This is a genomic window from Streptomyces lushanensis (genome assembly GCF_001700515.1).
GTDB lineage: Bacteria > Actinomycetota > Actinomycetes > Streptomycetales > Streptomycetaceae > Streptomyces > Streptomyces lushanensis.
Genome location: NZ_MAUD01000276.1, coordinates 14,258 through 30,865, shown reverse-complemented (window position 1 = coordinate 30,865; position 16,608 = coordinate 14,258). Strand labels below are relative to the sequence as shown.

Sequence of the window (16,608 nt, the reverse complement as noted above, 5' to 3'; positions counted from 1 at the left end):
ACGACTGATGCTATGCCCGCCCGGAACCACGCGGACCGGGCGGGCATAGCATCAGTCGTTGGCATGGACATCACTTGGTGGGGATTCGCCGCGCTCGCCCTGGCGGCGGCGCTCGTCGGCTTCTCCAAGACCGCGGTGAGCGGCGCGAACACGGTCTCTCTGGCCGTGTTCGCCGCTGTGCTGCCCGCCCGTGATTCGACCGGGGTGCTGCTCCCCCTGCTGATCGTCGGCGATGTGCTCGCCGTACTGACCTACCGGCGGCACGCCCACTGGCCGACCCTGTGGCGGCTGTTCCCCGCGGTCGCCGCGGGTGTCGTGCTGGGCACGGTCTTTCTGCTGGGGGCCGACGACGCCGCCGTCCGCACGTCGATCGGGGCCATCCTGCTGCTGATGGCCGGCGTCACGGTGTGGCGGCGGCGCGCCGGGACGGACGCCCCGAAGGAGACGGCGGACACCGGCCGGGCCCCGGGCGGCGCGGATCGCCCGGGGCCGTCGAGCGGTCGCCTCACGGCCCGTTCGTACGGAGTGCTCGGCGGGTTCACCACGATGGTCGCCAACGCGGGCGGCCCGGTCATGTCGATGTATCTGCTCTCGGCGGGCTTCCGGAAGCTCGGCTTCCTGGGCACCTCGGCGTGGTTCTTCCTGATCGTCAACACCTCGAAGGTGCCGTTCAGTGTGGGACTCGGTCTGATCGACGCCCGTTCGCTCCTGCTGGACGCCGCACTGGTGCTCTTCGTGCTGCCCGGCGCCTACATCGGCAAGGTCTGGGTGAACCGGATCGACCAGCGCCTCTTCGAGCGCCTGGTGATCGCGGCGACCGTGCTCGGCGGACTGCAGTTGCTGCTGCGCTGAGCGGTCAGCGCTCCGCCCGGCGCCCACCGGTCCGCTCAGCGACCGCTCCTCCCCCGCCCGGATTCACCCGGGGATCGCGATTCGAGTGCCTTACGGTGCTTTCATGCGTAAGGATCATGAAGGTCACGCCCGCTCCGGCGATGCGCACGGCGGACACCGGACCATGGCCGCGAGGTGGGCCGCCTTCAGGACCTCGCCCTTCCTTCCCGCCACCGTCGTGACGGTCGTCGCCGCGGTCGCGGCCGGGCTCTTCGCCGGTTCGTACACGTACAACATGGCCAACCCGACACCGCACCGCATCCCCACCGCCGTGGTGGGTCCTCTGCACACCAAGGCCGCCACCGCCTTCGTGGAGGGGATGGAGAAGCGGCTCGACACCTCGCTCGAACTCCGTCCTTTCGCCACGGGCGCCGCCGCGCGCCACGGGGTCGAGGAACAGGAGGTGTTCGCGATCCTGACCGTGCTTCCCGGCCGGGTCGATCTCGCCGTGGCGAGCGCGGCCGGTGCCTCCGTGGCACAGGTGCTCACGGAAGCCGCTCCTGCGGCGGCCGGGTCGGCCGGTGTCCCGCTGCGGATCAGCGACGTCAAGCCGCTCCAGAAGGGCGATCCCCGGGGTCTCGCGCTCTTCTACATCTCGATCGCGGCCGTGGTCGTCGGTTTCGTCGGCGCGACCCAGCTCTCCGTCCACGCGAGCACGCTCAAGCCTGCCGAACGCATCGGCTGCATCGCGGTCTACTCCCTGCTGGGCGGCTTCTCGATCGCCGCGGCGGTGGACTGGTGGCTGGGCGCGATCCGCTTCCCGTTCGCCGAGTCCTGGCTGATCCTGGCGTTCACGATGTTCACCAGCGGAATGGTCTTCACCATGTTCAGCACCCTGATGGGGCGCTGGGCGCTGATCCCGACCTGGGGTCTGATGGTGCTGCTGGGCAATCCGTCCTCCGGCGGTGCCGTCTCCTGGCCACTGCTGCCGTCACTGCTCGGCCACATCGGCCGCTGGCTGCCGCCGGGCGCCTCGATCAACGCCCAGCACACCGCGGTCTACTTCGGCGACGCGCAGCACGCGTTCCCCTTCGCCGTGCTGGCGGGCTGGGCACTGGTGTCCACGGCCGTGTTCCCGATCCGGCACCGCCGTCGTCCCGGCGGCCGGGAACGTCCCTCCGCGCGCGCCGCGCTACCGCCGGAGGGCACCGGACGCGGCCGGGACGCGGGAGCGGTGTGACCGGCCGGGCACACTGCCCCTACCCTGAGCGCCATGAACGCAGGGGGCCAGGAAAGACGCGTGATCGACGGCCGGTTCGAGTTGCTGGGCCGGCTCGGCGCGGGCGGTATGGGGATGGTGTGGCGCGCCCTTGATCTGGCGCTCCACCGTGAGGTGGCGCTCAAGGAGGTACGCCCGCCCGATCCCGCGCTGCTCGCGGCGGACCCGGCGGCGGCCAGGCTGCTGCGCGAACGGGTACTGAGGGAGGCCAGGGCACTGGCCAGGATCGACCATCCGGGCGTGGTGAGGATCCATCACATCGTGGACTCGCCGGAGATGGTCCATCCCTGGATCGTCATGGAGCTGGTGGCGGGCCGGTCGCTCCAGGAGCGGCTCGCCGAGGGCACGCTGACGCCCGTCGAGGCCGCGGCGATCGGGCGCGGAGTGCTGGCGGCGCTGCGCGCGGCGCACGCGGCCGACATCCACCACCGGGACGTGAAACCCGCCAATGTCCTGCTGCGGCCGGACGGACGGCCGGTGCTCACCGACTTCGGCATCGCGGCGCTCCGCGAGGCCACCGGTCTGACGGCCACCGGTGAACTCATCGGTTCTCCCGACTACATCGCGCCGGAGCGAATACGCAGCGACGAGAGCCGTACCGCCTCCGATCTGTGGTCGCTGGGCATGCTGATGTACGTGTCGGTCGAGGGCCGGCATCCGCTGCGCCGGGCCACCTCCCTCGCCACCCTGGCCGCCGTGCTCGACGAGGAGATACCCGCGCCGGTCCGGGCCGGAGCGCTCGCTCCCGTGCTGATGGCCCTGCTGGACCGGGATCCGGACGCGCGGCCGGACGCGGCCGGACTGGACCGGCTGCTGGCCTCGGTGGAGGAGGGGGCCGGCCCCGCCAGGGACGAGGCCGACGCCAGGACTCCGGGAGAGGCCGACGCCGTGGCCGATCACCAGCCGCCTCCCACTCCGGCCACCCAGGTGCTGACACCTCCGACGCGGTACGCGCAGCCGCCCGCGCCGTCGCCGTATTCCGGCGCTCCCTCCCCGGGCGGTCCCTTCAGGGCCCCCGCGTCGCCCGCTCCGCGCGGGTCCGTGTCCGCGGGCGGGTCCGGGGCCGGCGTTCCGGCCCCCCGGGCGGGCGGCGCCCGCAGGCCCGCGATCGTCCCGGTCGCCGCGGCCGTCGCCGGCGTCGGACTGACCGGGGTGCTGATCTGGGCGCTGCTCCCGTCGCAGGGCGACAACGGCGGCGACGGCACCACCCCCGGCTCGGACCGCTCGGGCATCAGCGCGCCCGCCGATCCGTCGGCCCGGACCACGGGGTCGTCGGAGTCCTCCGATCCGGCCGCCTCGCCCCAAGGCTCCGACGCGGGCTCCCTGTTGACACCGTCGGGCGCCAGAGCCGTCATCGAGAAGTTCGAACCCGTCATGGGCGGCACGGAGGTCACCGGCTTCACCCTCTACGGCGACCACGCCTCGGCCGACGCGCTCGTCGCCGGGAGCAAGGAACTGTACGACTCGTTCGACTACCGGGACGGCCAGGTCACCAAGCGGGACATGGGAGGCACGCTGCCCGACGGCGAGGGGGCCGTCGACCTCACGTCCTTCGACTGGGACACCCTTCCCGCTCTGTTCGGCCAGGCCGAGGAAGAGCTCGGTGTCGACAAACCGACCAACCGCTACATCGTCGTCGAACCGTCATGGACCTTCGCCGACGATCAGCCCGTCCTGCTCGTCTATCTGTCGGACAACTACGGCGGCGCGTACCTGGCCGCCGACCGATCGGGCAAGGTCCTCAAGAAGTACGCGCGTGACTGAGGGCTGTCCCGTTCGGATCCGTTCCGGAAGCCCCGCCGATGACTGATCCCCCGTCACCCGGCGGTCCGCCGTACGGGTGACGGGGGAGAACCGTCTGATCGAACACGGCCCCCGGGCACAACCACCGGGCCCTTTCGTGTGTCATTCCAGACGAGTGGCACAGCACGACCCATACCGGCCGTGGACGCGTCCGGCGCTGTGCCGCCCTTCACCGATCGACCGCGAAACGGGGAACCTCCATGCGTATCCGTCCCGCCCTCGCCGCGCCGGCGGCAGCGGCTCTCGCCCTTCTTCTCGCCGGTACCGGCGTGTCGGCCGCCGTCGCCGCGCCCGCGGCCCTCGCCACCTGCCGGGAGGGCTCGGTCGCGGTGGCCGCCGCCCGGGGTGCCACGGCCCATGTCGTCCGTATCAGCGTCACCAACAAGAGCGGGCGCGCCTGCGTCGTCGACCGCATCCCCACCGTCACCTTCGGGGATCTGGACGGCGCGGCCCAGCCCGTACCGCCGTCGCAGAGCGCCCCCTACCGGCTCGCCGCCGGGGGCACCGCCCACGCCGCCGTCCGCACCCTCGACCCGGCCGCCCAGGAGAGCCGTACGGTCACCTCCCTGACGGTGGCGGGCGACCCGTCGCACTACGGCGAGCGGTTCAGCGCCGCGTCCCTGGGATCACCCCGGGGCATCCGGGTCTGGGAGCCGGTCACCACCCTGTGGCAGCCCACCCGCGCCAAGGCGGACGCGGCCCTCGCCGCCGCGACGCGCTGACGCCGCGCGCCGACACCTCGCCGGGGTCCCCGTGACGTCCCGACGACGTCCCGAGGACCCCGGTACGGCCCGGCACCGGTGAGGAAGTCGTGTGCGGCCTGGCAGAGTAGACAGGGAAAAAGCGGTAACACGTAGTGGCAGCAAGGCGAGTGAAGCGCGGTGACATGTGACGGGCGAGGGTGGAGTGAGCGGTGTGGAGCGGGACAAGACGGAGTCACAAACGGTTGCGGGAGCTCCATGCTGGGTGACTCTCCTGTCACATGAACTGCCCGCCGCCCAAGCCTTCTACGGCGATGTCCTCGGCTGGTCCTACCGGCCGGCCGGGCTCGGGGACGACTTCTGTGTCGCCCTCTCCGACGGGATGCCCGTCGCGGGCATCGGCGCGCTGGCCTCCTCCCTCCAGGTCCCCGTCTCCTGGACGCCGTACTTCGCGGTGGCCGATGTGGACGAGGCGGCGGCCAGGATCAGGGAGCGCGGCGCGACCGTGGCGGTGGGCCCGCTGGCCTTCCACTCGGGCCGGGCCGCGCTGGCCATGGATCCCGACGGCGCGGCGTTCGGGATCTGGGAGGGCGCCGTACGCACCGACTGGACGGTGGGGCGCGGCAGCGCGCCGGCCTGGCTGGAGCTGCGTACCCGCGACACCGCCGACGCGGCCCGGTTCTACGGGCAGGTCCTCGGCTGGGCGCCGGAGACCGAGGGCGGACTCACCCTGGTGCGTGAGGACGCGGACGCGGTGCTGCGACAGGACGAGCACGTGGTCGCCAGGATCCGCGGCGGCGCCGTACAGGCCGTGCCGGATCCACGGATCAGACCGCGCTGGCATGTCTATTTCCGGGTGCCCGAGGTGCCGGGTTCGGTCGACGCCGCGCTCAAGAGCGGGGGCGCGCTGCTCTCGCCGCCGGATCCCTCGCCGGAGCTGCGGGAGGCGACGCTGCGCGACCCGGACGGCGCCCTGTTCACCGTGACCTCGGACTGACACCGGGCGGCTCCGACCGGCACCGGCGGGCCGGGCGCCCCGGGGGCAGCCGCCCCGCCCCGAGACGCCCGGGTCGTGCCGGCGGGGGCCGGTGGTCGTGCCGCGTCGGGATCAGACCGGTCGTACGGGAGGGACGCCCTCCACCTCGAAGACGACCTCGTCCTCGTAGCACCACCACCAGCCCTCGCCGGGCTCGTAGGAACGGATGAGCGGGTGACCGGTCGCCTCGTGGTGCGCCGTCGCGTGCTTGTTCTTGGAGGAGTCGCAGCAGCCGATGTGTCCGCAGCTCTGGCACTCACGCAGATGCACCCAGCTGTCACCGAGCGCGACACACTCCGGGCAGCTGTCGGTGCTGTCCGGGTCCACCGGTTCCACATCCGCGAGATGACTGCAGATCATCCCGCCGATCCGCTGTTCCTCGTTCTCCATGACGCCGCCGCCCGTCCGACCCACAGGTCCCTTCGAGTCAGTCGCACCTTCACGGTACGACCGGTCTCCCGCACCCGCCAGCAGAGCCGGGGACATGACACGCCGAGCACGCGCACACGGCATGTACACGCGGTGAACGACGAGCTTTCCCGCAAGATCCTTCCCACGGGCCGACCCGCGAGACTGCCCCTGACCTGCGCCCGGGAAACAGCGTGCGAGGGTTCCGTACGACTTTCAACATTTGGCGTACTCGCTGCCGTCACCAGCCCTTCATTCCGCCGATCGAGCATCTCATTCGCTGAGCAGTACAGGTACCGGCGAGGAGCTGCAATGGGCCACGGCCATCACCACCACCCGCACGACCACGCGCACGACCACGCGCACGACACTCCGGCCGGCAACGGCCCGCTGCCGGCGGCGCTCGACGCCGGCGTGCCGGACAGTGAGCTGTCACCGAGCCAGCTCTCCCGCCGCTCGATGCTGCGCCGCGCGGGCCTGCTGGGCGCCGGTCTGGCCGGAGCGGGCGTCCTCGGCGGCGCCACGACCGCCGCCGCCGACTCGAGCGGCTCCCCTCTGGGCAGCCGCTCCAAGAGCAACGGCTTCCTGTGGCTGGCGGGTGACCACCACATCCACACGCAGTACAGCAGCGACGGCAAGTACCGCGTGATCGACCAGGTCCGTCAGGGCACCGCCCACGGCCTGGACTGGATGGTCATCACCGACCACGGCAGCGAGACGCACGCCCGGATCGGTGTGGACAAGGTCAACCCGGACATCCAGGAAGCGCGGAAGGTCTTCAAGGACCAGCTCGTCTTCCAGGGCCTGGAGTGGAACATCCCGGGCGCCGAGCACGCCACGGTCTTCGTCCACCCCGGCAGCAACGAGGTGGAGGTGCTCAAGCAGTTCGAGAACGACTACGACGGCAGCCTGCACCCCAGCTCCTCCAACGACGTCAACGAGGCCCTGGCCATCTCCGGCCTCCAGTTCCTCGCCGACCAGGTGCGCCGTCGCAAGGTCGACGACGCGCTGATGCTGGCCAACCACCCGGCCCGCAACGGCATCGACTCACCGCACGAGATCCGCGGCTGGCGCGACGCCACCTCGACCGAGCACCCCATCGCCATCGGCATGGAGGGCGCTCCCGGCCACCAGGCCGCCGGTCTGCCGGCCCCCAAGGGCGGCGCCCAGGCCCGTGGCTTCTACGGCAACTCGCCCAGCGCCAACTCCTTCCCGGGCTACCCGGCGGACAGCTACCGCACCTGGGGCGGCTTCGACTGGATGACCTCCACCGTCGGCGGTCTCTGGGACAGCCTGCTGGCCGAGGGCAAGCCGTGGTGGGTCACGGCCAACTCCGACTCGCACCAGATCTACGCCGAGCCCTCGGTGATCGGCCCCGACGACAACTTCGCGGTCAACGGCCGGCACTCCGACCCGGTCTACGGTGACGGTCTCAGCCTCACGCAGGGTGACTACTGGCCGGGCCACTACAGCCGTACGCACGTCGGCGCGGACCGCTTCTCGTACGCGGCGGTCATGGACGGCATGCGCGCGGGCCGGATCTGGGTGGACCACGGCGGTCTGATCAGCGGCCTCGACGTCCGTATCAAGGGCAGCAGCCAGTGGACCACGCTCGGTGGCGCGCTGCACATCAAGCGCGGTGACAAGGTCGAGCTGACCGTCGAGATCGCCCTCGCCAACGGTGCCAACTGGGCGCAGTTCGTGCCGAAGCTGGCCCGTGTCGACATCATCCAGGGCGATGTCACGGGACCGGTCCGCGACAAGGACACCTTCACGGCGCCGACCGCGAAGGTCGTCAAGTCCTTCGAGATCAACAAGTCGACGGGCACCGTGACCCTCACGTACAAGCTCGACAGGGTTTCCACGCCGCTGTACCTCCGGCTGCGCGGCACCGACGGCAAGCGCAGCGCGGTGGGCGTCCACGGTGCCGCGGTCGACCCGTTCGGTCCGGCGATCGATGTCGTCGGTTCCGCCGACCCGTGGCAGGACCTCTGGTTCTACTCGAACCCGATCTGGGTTCTGCCGTCCTGACCCTGTCCGACTGAGCGGGGAACATTCCGGGACGGCCCGCCGTTGTGGAGTGTGAGGGTGTGGATGGAACCGAGTCCCCGGGCCCCACAGGAGAATCCTCCACAGGGAAGATCGTTCGGCTGAAGCCCTGTGGAGACAGCGCCGCGAGGCGACCGCCATCCGCACCCTTCCCGTTACGGCCCCGACCGGCGCCCCCCGTCCGGTCGGGGCCTCTCGTTCTCCCGGCACACGTTCTCCGGCCCTCACCGTGCCCCCCGGACTGTCCGAGCCGTCTGAGAGGCTCGGGACATGGCAGCGGGGGAGAAGACGGCGAGGGACGACCGCGCGGGGCGGGGCGGCTTCGAGGCGGCCACCGGCGACGGGCCGGTGCCGGGCCCGGATCCGCGGGCGCGGGCGGCCGAGGTCCGGGTCGCCTTCGAAGGGCTGCTCCAGATCCGGCGGCTGACGCACACGGGCCCGGGCGATCCGGGGGCCGCTCCGGCGCCGTGGGAGCGGCAGCGCCCGGTGCGGGCCGTCGCGCTCGCGCTGGAGGCGGCCGGGCTGGCGCCGTCGGCGGTGGACGGGACCGGGCGGCGGACCGTCACCGGGTTCCGTGTCCTGGCCGGTGAGCGGCCGTCGGCCGTACGGGTGGAGTGGGCCGGGCCGCCCGGCGGTGGAGCGGCGCAGGAGGAGGAGCGCGCGCTGGCCGAGTGCGCGGCCGTACTGGAACGGCTGGGCTGGGAGGCGCTGGTCTACCGGGGCCCGCGCCGCCGCCGTTTTCTGGAGGCCGAGCCGATGGCCGGGCAGGCTCCCTGAGCCACCGGTACGGAACCCGGGGGCCCCGGGCCCCCGCCGGCGGGTCCACGCCTCCAGGAGTCCGGCGGAGCGGCACACGGGCGGCCCCCGGACGGAACATCCGTCCGGGGGCCGCCTGCTGCCGCGCGTCGCGGCCTGTCGTGCCCTCCGAGGGCTCGGCCCGGCCCCGTCAGGGGTAGGCGACGAGATTCGCCACGTTCGTGGACGAGTTCGACGGCCCTCCCCGGTCGTTGATGACATGCCGGATGGTCCCGGTGCCGCCGAGCGAGACCGTCACCATGTTGCGGAAGCGCACATTGGCGTTGTTGGGCACCTCGTACGCGTGCTCCGCCGTCACACTGTTGTTGACGTTGAAGAAGCAGTAGCTGCCGAGCCCGTACGCCTGATGGCTGGTCACGGACGGCGCCACCTTGTAGGCGGCGTAGCCCTGGGTCGTGCCGTTCATCCAGGCCGCCTGGTTGGGCGGGTCGTAGGGCATCTCGTTCTGGTAGAAGTACGTCTTCCCGCCGTTGCCGTTCCAGATCGTCTGATGCTTCTGGTAGTGCTCGACGAACAGGCCGTACATCGTGACATCGGCACCGTTCACGACCAGACCGGTGTCCGCCGTGTTGGTGTTCCAGCCCACACCGCTGCCGTGGTCGGCGCGCCAGATCCACATGTGGTCACCGATCACATTGCGGCTGTTGACGACAAGGCTGGTGGTCGCCTTGCCGACTCCCGCGCCGCCGATGCGGAAGAACACATCGTGCAGCGAGGTCGGGTTGGCCGCGTGGCTCGCGCTGGAGCCGTCGGCGCCGACCTCCATCAGCCGCTGGGAGTTGACGGGCCCGGCGTCGATGAGCAGACCGGCCACCTTCACGCCGTCCACATCGGCCACCGAGACCGCGGTGATGCCGTTGTCCGGGATGAACGTCGCCAGACCGAGCCCGAGGACGACGGTGTCGGGACGGGTGATCCTCAGGGTCTGGTTGAGATGGTAGACACCTGGCGTGACCAGGAGGTTCTTGCCCTGCGCCAGCGCGGCGTTCATCTCCGCGGCCGTCGCTCCCGGCTTGGCGACGTAGAACTGGTCCAGCGGGATCGACGTACCCGCCGGAGCGCCGGCCGACCAGGTCGTACCGCTGGAGTTGTCACGCAGCGCCGGGACGAACACCTTGTAGGCGCCCGCCTGGTCGATGTACAGGAACGGCTTCTCACGCACCTGCGGGGTCTGGTCGACCGTGGTGTAGGGCGGGTTGGGGAAGCTGTTCGCGGGCGCGTTGCGCGCGCCGACGAACACCATGTTCCAGTTGGATCCCGTCCAGCTCCCCCACTCGGTGTTACGGGAGAGCCACTGCTGCTGGGATCCGGACCTGACCTGGCCGTCGACCTTGGAGTCGGCCATGAAGCCACCGCTGGACCAGCCGCCGTCGTCCAGCGCCAGATTGCCCCGGACATGCATACGGCGGTAGGGAGCGGCCTGGGAGACCGCCCAGCGGTCGGTGCCCGTCGTGGGTGTGACGGACAGGTTCTCGGCGCTGCGCCAGAAGTTCTGGGTGGCGTTCTGCGGCGGGAACCAGTCGGCCTCCACATGGACGGCGCCGCGGATGTTGACGTCGTCCGGCGACAGACCGAGGCCGGCGACCTGGGTGTAGAAGCCGACGTTCACATCGGCGCTGTAGGTGCCCGGCTTGAACAGGAAGGCGGCCCGCTGGGTGCCGAACTGATTGGTCTCCTGCTGCCGGAAGGTGGCGTCCACCCGGCTCTGGATGGTGGCGGCCGACATCGACGGGTCGAAGACGGTCACATTGGGGCCGAGGTCCGGGGTGCCCGGAGGCACCGGCGGGTCCGCGGCCTCCACCCGGAAGGACTGCGCGCCCGATCCGTTGCAGGTGTACTGCTGGAGCTGGACGCTGTCGGCGGTCGAGGCGCTCGGCACGTCGAGGCACTTCCCGCTGGCGCGGTTGACGAAGTGGTACGCGCCGTCGGCCTCCTCCACGGGCAGCCACTGCTGATTGGCGCCGTCGCTGTAGGTCCAGAGCTGGATCGCCGCGCCGTCGGCGGCCGATACGTCGGTCACGTCCCAGACCTGACTGCCGGCGTTGCGGTTGCCCGCCCTGACATGACCGCCGCTGGTGGCGGTGAGGCTCCAGTGCTGGGCGAGGCTGCCGTTGCAGGTGTACTGCTGTACGGCGGTGCCGTTGCCCGTGGCGGCGGCGCGTGCGTCGACGCACTTGCCGCTCGTCTTGTTGACGACGGTGGTCCACCCGGTGGGCGGTGCCGCCGCAGCGGCACCGCCCACCGTGACACCGCCCTCCACGGCGGTCCCCGCCGCGGCGTCCTGCTGGGGCAGGGCGACCAGCGACATGCAGAGTGCTGCCACGGTCAGCAGCAGGGTGAGCGGGGACAGCCGTCGGTACGGGTGGCGGCCCGGCGTGGCGCCGCCACCGTACGAGAGCGTGTTCATCTCTTCGTTCTCCTCGCCCGGCCTCAGCCGGTGTACTGAGCGAAGACGCGGGTGAAGTCCCACGCCTGCTGGCTGACACCGGAGCAGGTGTCGGCTCCGCCGCCGGTGCAGGGCCGGTCGCGGTTGACCGACCAGAAGGTCAGCCGTGCGAGATGGTGCTGCTGTGCGTAGGCGAGGATGGTGCGGAAGTCCGCGACGGTCACCGTCTCGCTGTTGTCGGTGATGCCGTTCATCGACGAGATGCCGATGCTGCGGTACGTCTGGTCGTCGCTGTATCCGTACGCGTTCTTGACCGCGTTCTTCAGGCCCTCGGCGGCACGGGTGGTGAGCGTGCCCATGTTCTGGCCCGCGCCTCCGAAGTTGAACGGCATGATCGTCCAGCTGTCCACCGTCAGCCCCGCGGCGGCGGCGCGGTTGATCAGGCTGGTGTCGGGGCCGTTCTGGCCGGTGCCGAAGGTGATGTACACCTTGATGCCGGGGTTGTTGGCCTTGATGGTCTTGAGCGCGTCCACGGTGCGCTGCTGGACGGTGGGGCTGTCGTAGGCCGCGGCCTCGATGTCGATGTCGATGGCCTTGAGACCGTACGCGTTGATGACCTTCTGGTACGCGGCGGCCAGCTCACCCGCGCTGGAGCAGGAGCTCTCCAGCTTGTTGCCGCTCCATCCGCCGAAGGATGGGATGATGTCGCCGCCCGCGCCGCGCACGGTGTTGATGGTCTGCTGGTCCACGCCGCCGGTCAGCGGGCGTCCGCCGTCCCACTGCGGATTGCAGTAGCCGTTGCTGAGCACGAACGCCAGGGTGAACCACTTCACACCGGTCGCGTTCATGACCGTGGTCGGGTTCGGCGGGCTGCCCCAGCCGTTGTAGATGTACGGTGCGACCGCCATGGGTCCGCTGGGCGCGGGCGGGTTGCCGCCGCCCGAGGGCGCGGTCCACTTCTGGTTCGCGGCCCCGGTGCAGGTCCAGATCTGGAGCCGGGTGCCGTTGGCGGACGTGTTGCCCGTCACGTCCAGGCACTTGTCGGCCTGGGTGTTGACGATGTCGCGGGCGGCCGAGACGCTCCACTTCTGGTTCGGGGTACCGGCGCAGTCCCAGATCTGGAGCTGTGCGCCGTTGGCCGTGCTGTTGCCCTTGACGTCCAGGCACTTGCCGAGCGCGCGGATGGAGCCGTCGGAGGCGACGTCCCACTGCTGCGCGGCGGAGCCGTTGCAGTCGTAGAGCTGTACGGCCGTGCCGTTGGCCGGGTTGGCTCCGGCCACGTCGACACACTTGCCGCCCAGACCCGTGATCGAGCCGACCGCCGCGACGGCGGCGGTGGCCGGGGCGGGCGTGGCGACGAGGGACGCGGCGAGCGCCAGCGGGAGCGCGAGCAGCAGAACGAGCGTTCTCAGCGACGTCGCACGCAGACCTGCGGCGGCCATCAGCGGTTCACCGTCCACTTCTGATTGGCCGCGCCCGTGCAGGTCCAGATCTGGAGCCGGGTGCCGTTGGCGGAGCTGCTGCCGGTGACGTCCAGGCACTTGTTGGCCCCGATGTTGACGACATCACGGGCGGCGGGCAGGGCCCAGCGCTGATTGGGAGTACCGGCGCAGTCCCAGATCTGGAGCTGAGCGCCGTCCGCCGTGCTGTTGCCCGTCACGTCCAGGCACTTGCCGAGCGCGCGGAGCGAACCGTCGGTGCCGACGGTCCACTGCTGCGCGGCGGAGCCGTTGCAGTCGTAGAGCTGTACGGGGGTGCCGTTGGCCGGGTTGGCGCCGGCCACGTCCACGCACTTGCCGCCGAGGCCGGTGATCGCACCGCCGCCTCCGCCCGAGCCGCCGTCATTGGTGGTGACCCGCACATAGTCGACGACGAGCTGGGAGGGGAACGGAGTGCTGCCGTTGGGGTCGCCGGGCCAGTAGCCGCCGACCGCCAGGTTCAGGATGATGAAGAACGGCTTGTTGAACGCCCAGGCACGGCCACCGAGATCGGCGGGTGTCCGCCGCTGGTAGACATTGCCGTCGACGCTCCAGGTGATGGAGTTCGGGGACCAGTCGATGGCGAAGGTGTGGAAGGCGTCGGCGAACGCCTGGCCGCCGGGCAGGGTGTAGCCGGCGCCGATGCCGCCCGAGCCGGAGTAGCCGGGGCCGTGCAGGGTGCCGTGGACGGTGCCGGGCTCGAAGCCGACGTTCTCCATGATGTCGATCTCGCCGCTGTTGGGCCAGCCGACGTTGCCGATGTCGTTGCCGAGCATCCAGAAGGCGGGCCACATGCCCTGGCCGCGCGGGACCTTCATCCTGGACTCGACACGGCCGTACTGCGCGGTGAACTTGCCGGAGGTGTTGAGCCGGGCCGAGGTGTACTCGCACCGGCCGTACCAGCACTGGTAGTTGCCCGGGTTGTCCTTGCGCGCGGTGATGACCAGGTTGCCCTGGCCGTCGAGGGCGGCGTTGTTGTTGCCGGCGGTGTAGTACTGCCGCTCGTGGTTGTTGACGTTGTCGCCGGTCTCGATCTGCCACCTGCCGCCGTCGACGGCCGATCCCGCGGGACCGTTGAAGTCCTCGGAGAAGGTGACCGCGGCGATCGAGGCATCGGCGCGCGCCTCGGGCGCGGGGGCCGCACCGGCGGGCGTCGCGGTCAGCAGACCGGTACAGCAGAGCAGGGCGAGCGCGGAGAGCGCCATTCGGCGTCCCAGAGGGATTCGCACAGGTCATCACATCGCTTCAGTGGGGGGTCATGCGCATGACATTGCAGCCGAGGGGGGAGGTCGCGCGTGAGCGCCTCGGGCGCTTATTTCAGTACTTGATTTAAGGCAGGCCACGAGGGGCCGTCAAGAAGCTGGTATGGACCAAAGTTGACCAGATTCATGGCCGCCGCACATACATATGAACCCAGACCCTCCACAACCGGGCGGCACAGGCCCGGCCCGTCGATTGACTTGACCTGCACATGACCGACACTGTGTGTTCACACGAGGCCGCAGGGCCCTGTGGAAGGCTCCCGCTCGACCATGACGTCACGACCACTGCGGCGCCCGCCCCCACCCTGTGGCCGTGCGCCGTGACGGTCCCCGCCGGAGAGGACAGCTTCCCCCATGTCCCGTCGCCAACGTCCCACCGGACGCCTGCTGCTGGCCCTCGGTGCCGCCACCGCGGTGCTCGCCACCACCGCCGCCGCCGCACCGGCCGCCACGCCGTCCACGACCGTGACCTCCGCCGCCCCGGCCGCGGGCTCGGCCGCCGTCGCCGCGCTCGACGACACGTACTACCAGGGCGCGCTCGGCAAGACCGGGCCCGCGCTGAAGTCGGCCCTGCACACGATCATCAGGAACCAGACGAAGATCACATACGCACAGGTCTGGGAGGCGCTCAAGAACACCGACCAGGATCCCGCCAACAGCTCGAACGTGATCCTGCTGTACAGCGGCCGGTCCCAGTCGAAGTCGAGCAACGGCGGCAACTCGGGCCAGTGGAACCGCGAGCACGTCTGGGCGCAGTCCCACGGCAACTTCGGCACCGCCACCGGACCCGGGACCGACCTGCACCACCTGCGCCCGGAGGACGTCGGCGTCAACTCCGTGCGCGGCAACAAGGACTTCGACCGGGGCGGCAGCGCGGTCTCCGGCGCGCCGGGCAACTACACGGACTCCGACTCCTACGAACCGCGCAACGCGGTCAAGGGCGATGTCGCCCGGATGATCCTCTACATGGCCGTTCGGTACGAGGGCGGCGACTCCTGGCCCGACCTCGAACCCAACGAGCGCGTCAACAACGGCTCCACGCCCGCGATGGGGAAGCTGTCCGTCCTGAAGGCGTGGAGCCTCCAGGACCCGCCGGACACCTTCGAGAAGCGTCGCAACGAGGTCATATACAGCCAGTACCAGAAGAACCGGAACCCGTTCATCGACCACCCCGAATGGGTCGAGGCCATCTGGTGAGCGCGGCGCGGCACGCGCGTACCTGATCACCGCCGGTGCCAGACTGTGCCGCGTTAACTCCAAGCGCCCCCATGGGGAATGCTGGCCCGAGCCCCCGGGACGCACTTGTCCCGGGGGCTTCGGCTTGCCCGGACCGCGGGCCCTGCCGCTCCCGGCTCCCGTACCCCTCCGCCGGACCCCTTCTGGACAGGTGTCTATACTTCCCGGACACATGTCCATTCTCTGTGACGAGTACGGGGGCCCGTGCCATGCGGACGGTCGCGCACATCCTGGTCGGCCTGGTGGCCGCCTTCCATGTCTATGTCATGGTCCTGGAGATGTTCCTGTGGGAGCGCCGGCAAGGCCGCGCGCTCTCCGGATTCGACGCCGAGCTGGCCCGCAGGACCGCGCCGCTCGCCGCCAACCAGGGCCTCTACAACGGCTTTCTGGCCGCCGGGCTGTTCTGGGGCCTGATCGCCGACGACCCGACCGGCCACCGGGTGCGGATATTCTTCCTGATCTGTGTGGTCGTCGCCGGGGTGTACGGCGGGATCACCGCGAACCGGCGCATCCTGTCCGTCCAGGCACTGCCCGGCGCGCTCGCCCTGGCCGCGGTCCTGGCGGCGGGATGACCGGAACACCGCCCGGCGCGCCCCCACCGCTGCCACCGCCACCGCCCTCATCGGCTCCCGGCGGGCCCGCGCGCGATCCCCGTACGGCCAGGACCCGGGCCAGACTGCGGCAGGCACTGCTCGACGAGTGCGCGCGACGGCCGCTCGAAGAGGTCGGGGTCGCCGCCCTGGTGCGCCGGGCCGGGATGGGCCGGGCCACGTTCTATCTGCACTATCCGGATCTCCAGGCACTGGCCGTGGACGCCTGCGCGGAGGTGGTACGGGACGCGGTGGACGCCCTGCACGCCTGGCGGGGCACTCCGGACCCGCGCGTTCCGCCGCCGCCCCTCGTCACGTTCTTCGCCGACCTGACCCCGCACGCCGCGCTCCACCGGACCCTGCTGCGCCCGGGAGGCGGCGGACCGCTGGGCGGGCTGCTCCATCGTGAGCTGCGCGAGCGCAGCCGCGCCGAGCGGGAACTGGCCGGCGCGCCCGCTCCGGAGCTGATCGCCTCCGCGGTGGCCGCGGCCTTCACCGGGGTGCTGGCGGACTGGCTGCACGGTCTGATCGAGGACTCCCCGGAAGGCATCGCGACCCGCGTCTGGGGGCTGCTGGTGGCGCTCCACCGGCTTCCCGTGGACTGAGAGGCGAACGGCCGCGGTCACGCTCCCGGCAGCCATCGGCATATGCCAGAAGCATCGCCGCATCGAGTGTTGCCAAACGCCTTACGGGCCCGCGGCGCCTGTGCCAGAGTTCATGACAGTCCATCAGT

Annotated in this window: 14 protein-coding genes; 10 read left to right on the top strand and 4 right to left on the bottom strand. The window is 70.9% G+C overall.

Annotated elements, in window-relative coordinates; translation table 11 throughout:
* The first annotated feature begins 63 nt into the window (after positions 1–63).
* From BFF77_RS22030 to BFF77_RS22010, 5 genes are all read left to right on the top strand, one after another.
* Positions 64–852, top strand: coding sequence for a sulfite exporter TauE/SafE family protein (locus tag BFF77_RS22030; protein WP_066952584.1), 789 nt, complete (start codon positions 64–66; stop codon positions 850–852).
* Positions 853–955: 103 nt separating this feature from the next.
* Positions 956–2,071: an ABC-2 transporter permease gene (locus tag BFF77_RS22025; RefSeq protein WP_066952582.1), complete on the top strand. Its 1,116-nt coding sequence runs from the start codon at positions 956–958 to the stop codon at positions 2,069–2,071.
* 33 nt (positions 2,072–2,104) lie between these two features.
* On the top strand, positions 2,105–3,874 hold the full coding sequence (locus tag BFF77_RS22020; RefSeq protein ID WP_066952580.1) for a serine/threonine-protein kinase: 1,770 nt from the start codon (positions 2,105–2,107) through the stop codon (positions 3,872–3,874).
* A gap of 239 nt (positions 3,875–4,113) precedes the next feature.
* Entirely contained in the window at positions 4,114–4,635 is a 522-nt protein-coding gene (locus tag BFF77_RS22015) for a DUF4232 domain-containing protein (RefSeq protein ID WP_066952578.1), read from the top strand.
* A gap of 253 nt (positions 4,636–4,888) precedes the next feature.
* The gene (locus BFF77_RS22010) at positions 4,889–5,611 is read left to right on the top strand and encodes a VOC family protein (protein WP_169922705.1); all 723 of its coding nucleotides are present in this window, start codon (positions 4,889–4,891) and stop codon (positions 5,609–5,611) included.
* A gap of 111 nt (positions 5,612–5,722) precedes the next feature.
* Here BFF77_RS22010 and BFF77_RS22005 read toward each other — a convergent pair whose 3' ends face one another.
* A complete protein-coding gene (locus tag BFF77_RS22005) occupies positions 5,723–6,040 on the bottom strand; it encodes a UBP-type zinc finger domain-containing protein (protein WP_169922704.1) in 318 nt (105 codons plus the stop codon).
* 330 nt (positions 6,041–6,370) lie between these two features.
* Here BFF77_RS22005 and BFF77_RS22000 point away from each other — a divergent pair, with 330 nt between their 5' ends.
* Positions 6,371–8,089, top strand: coding sequence for a PHP domain-containing protein (locus BFF77_RS22000; RefSeq protein ID WP_066952574.1), 1,719 nt, complete (start codon positions 6,371–6,373; stop codon positions 8,087–8,089).
* 288 nt (positions 8,090–8,377) lie between these two features.
* The gene (locus tag BFF77_RS21995) at positions 8,378–8,884 is read left to right on the top strand and encodes a hypothetical protein (protein WP_066952572.1); all 507 of its coding nucleotides are present in this window, start codon (positions 8,378–8,380) and stop codon (positions 8,882–8,884) included.
* A gap of 169 nt (positions 8,885–9,053) precedes the next feature.
* On the opposite strand, the gene BFF77_RS21990 is transcribed toward BFF77_RS21995, so the two are convergent.
* Genes BFF77_RS21990 through BFF77_RS21980 form a run of 3 tightly spaced genes read right to left on the bottom strand, consistent with a single transcriptional unit; the run spans position 9,054 to position 13,992 of the window.
* Entirely contained in the window at positions 9,054–11,330 is a 2,277-nt protein-coding gene (locus tag BFF77_RS21990; protein WP_245703642.1) for an RICIN domain-containing protein, read from the bottom strand.
* A gap of 23 nt (positions 11,331–11,353) precedes the next feature.
* Positions 11,354–12,751 carry a ricin-type beta-trefoil lectin domain protein gene (locus tag BFF77_RS21985; protein ID WP_107422215.1) on the bottom strand — a complete coding sequence of 466 codons (1,398 nt, stop codon included), beginning with the start codon at positions 12,749–12,751 and terminating at the stop codon, positions 11,354–11,356.
* Complete coding sequence (locus tag BFF77_RS21980; protein WP_211280298.1) at positions 12,751–13,992, bottom strand: ricin-type beta-trefoil lectin domain protein; 1,242 nt, start codon at positions 13,990–13,992, stop codon at positions 12,751–12,753. The genes BFF77_RS21985 and BFF77_RS21980 overlap by 1 nt, the downstream gene beginning before the upstream one ends.
* A 411-nt stretch (positions 13,993–14,403) precedes the next feature.
* On the opposite strand from BFF77_RS21980, the gene BFF77_RS21975 reads away from it, so the two are divergent.
* From BFF77_RS21975 to BFF77_RS21965, 3 genes are all read left to right on the top strand, one after another.
* Complete coding sequence (locus tag BFF77_RS21975; protein WP_066952568.1) at positions 14,404–15,246, top strand: endonuclease I family protein; 843 nt, start codon at positions 14,404–14,406, stop codon at positions 15,244–15,246.
* 248 nt (positions 15,247–15,494) lie between these two features.
* Entirely contained in the window at positions 15,495–15,857 is a 363-nt protein-coding gene (locus BFF77_RS21970) for a DUF1304 domain-containing protein (protein ID WP_066952567.1), read from the top strand.
* Positions 15,854–16,480, top strand: a complete 627-nt coding sequence (locus tag BFF77_RS21965; protein WP_107422214.1) for a TetR/AcrR family transcriptional regulator — start codon at positions 15,854–15,856, stop codon at positions 16,478–16,480. Before BFF77_RS21970 ends, BFF77_RS21965 begins: the two co-directional genes overlap by 4 nt.
* Positions 16,481–16,608 lie beyond the last annotated feature (128 nt).

Coding starts and splice junctions, on each gene's coding strand:
- BFF77_RS22030 (WP_066952584.1), top strand. CDS start 64: ATGGACATCACTTGGTGGGGATTCGCCGCGCTCGCCCTGGCGGCGGCG.
- BFF77_RS22025 (WP_066952582.1), top strand. CDS start 956: ATGCGTAAGGATCATGAAGGTCACGCCCGCTCCGGCGATGCGCACGGC.
- BFF77_RS22020 (WP_066952580.1), top strand. CDS start 2,105: ATGAACGCAGGGGGCCAGGAAAGACGCGTGATCGACGGCCGGTTCGAG.
- BFF77_RS22015 (WP_066952578.1), top strand. CDS start 4,114: ATGCGTATCCGTCCCGCCCTCGCCGCGCCGGCGGCAGCGGCTCTCGCC.
- BFF77_RS22005 (WP_169922704.1), bottom strand. CDS start 6,040: ATGGAGAACGAGGAACAGCGGATCGGCGGGATGATCTGCAGTCATCTC.
- BFF77_RS22000 (WP_066952574.1), top strand. CDS start 6,371: ATGGGCCACGGCCATCACCACCACCCGCACGACCACGCGCACGACCAC.
- BFF77_RS21995 (WP_066952572.1), top strand. CDS start 8,378: ATGGCAGCGGGGGAGAAGACGGCGAGGGACGACCGCGCGGGGCGGGGC.
- BFF77_RS21990 (WP_245703642.1), bottom strand. CDS start 11,330: ATGAACACGCTCTCGTACGGTGGCGGCGCCACGCCGGGCCGCCACCCG.
- BFF77_RS21985 (WP_107422215.1), bottom strand. CDS start 12,751: ATGGCCGCCGCAGGTCTGCGTGCGACGTCGCTGAGAACGCTCGTTCTG.
- BFF77_RS21980 (WP_211280298.1), bottom strand. CDS start 13,992: ATGGCGCTCTCCGCGCTCGCCCTGCTCTGCTGTACCGGTCTGCTGACC.
- BFF77_RS21975 (WP_066952568.1), top strand. CDS start 14,404: ATGTCCCGTCGCCAACGTCCCACCGGACGCCTGCTGCTGGCCCTCGGT.
- BFF77_RS21970 (WP_066952567.1), top strand. CDS start 15,495: ATGCGGACGGTCGCGCACATCCTGGTCGGCCTGGTGGCCGCCTTCCAT.
- BFF77_RS21965 (WP_107422214.1), top strand. CDS start 15,854: ATGACCGGAACACCGCCCGGCGCGCCCCCACCGCTGCCACCGCCACCG.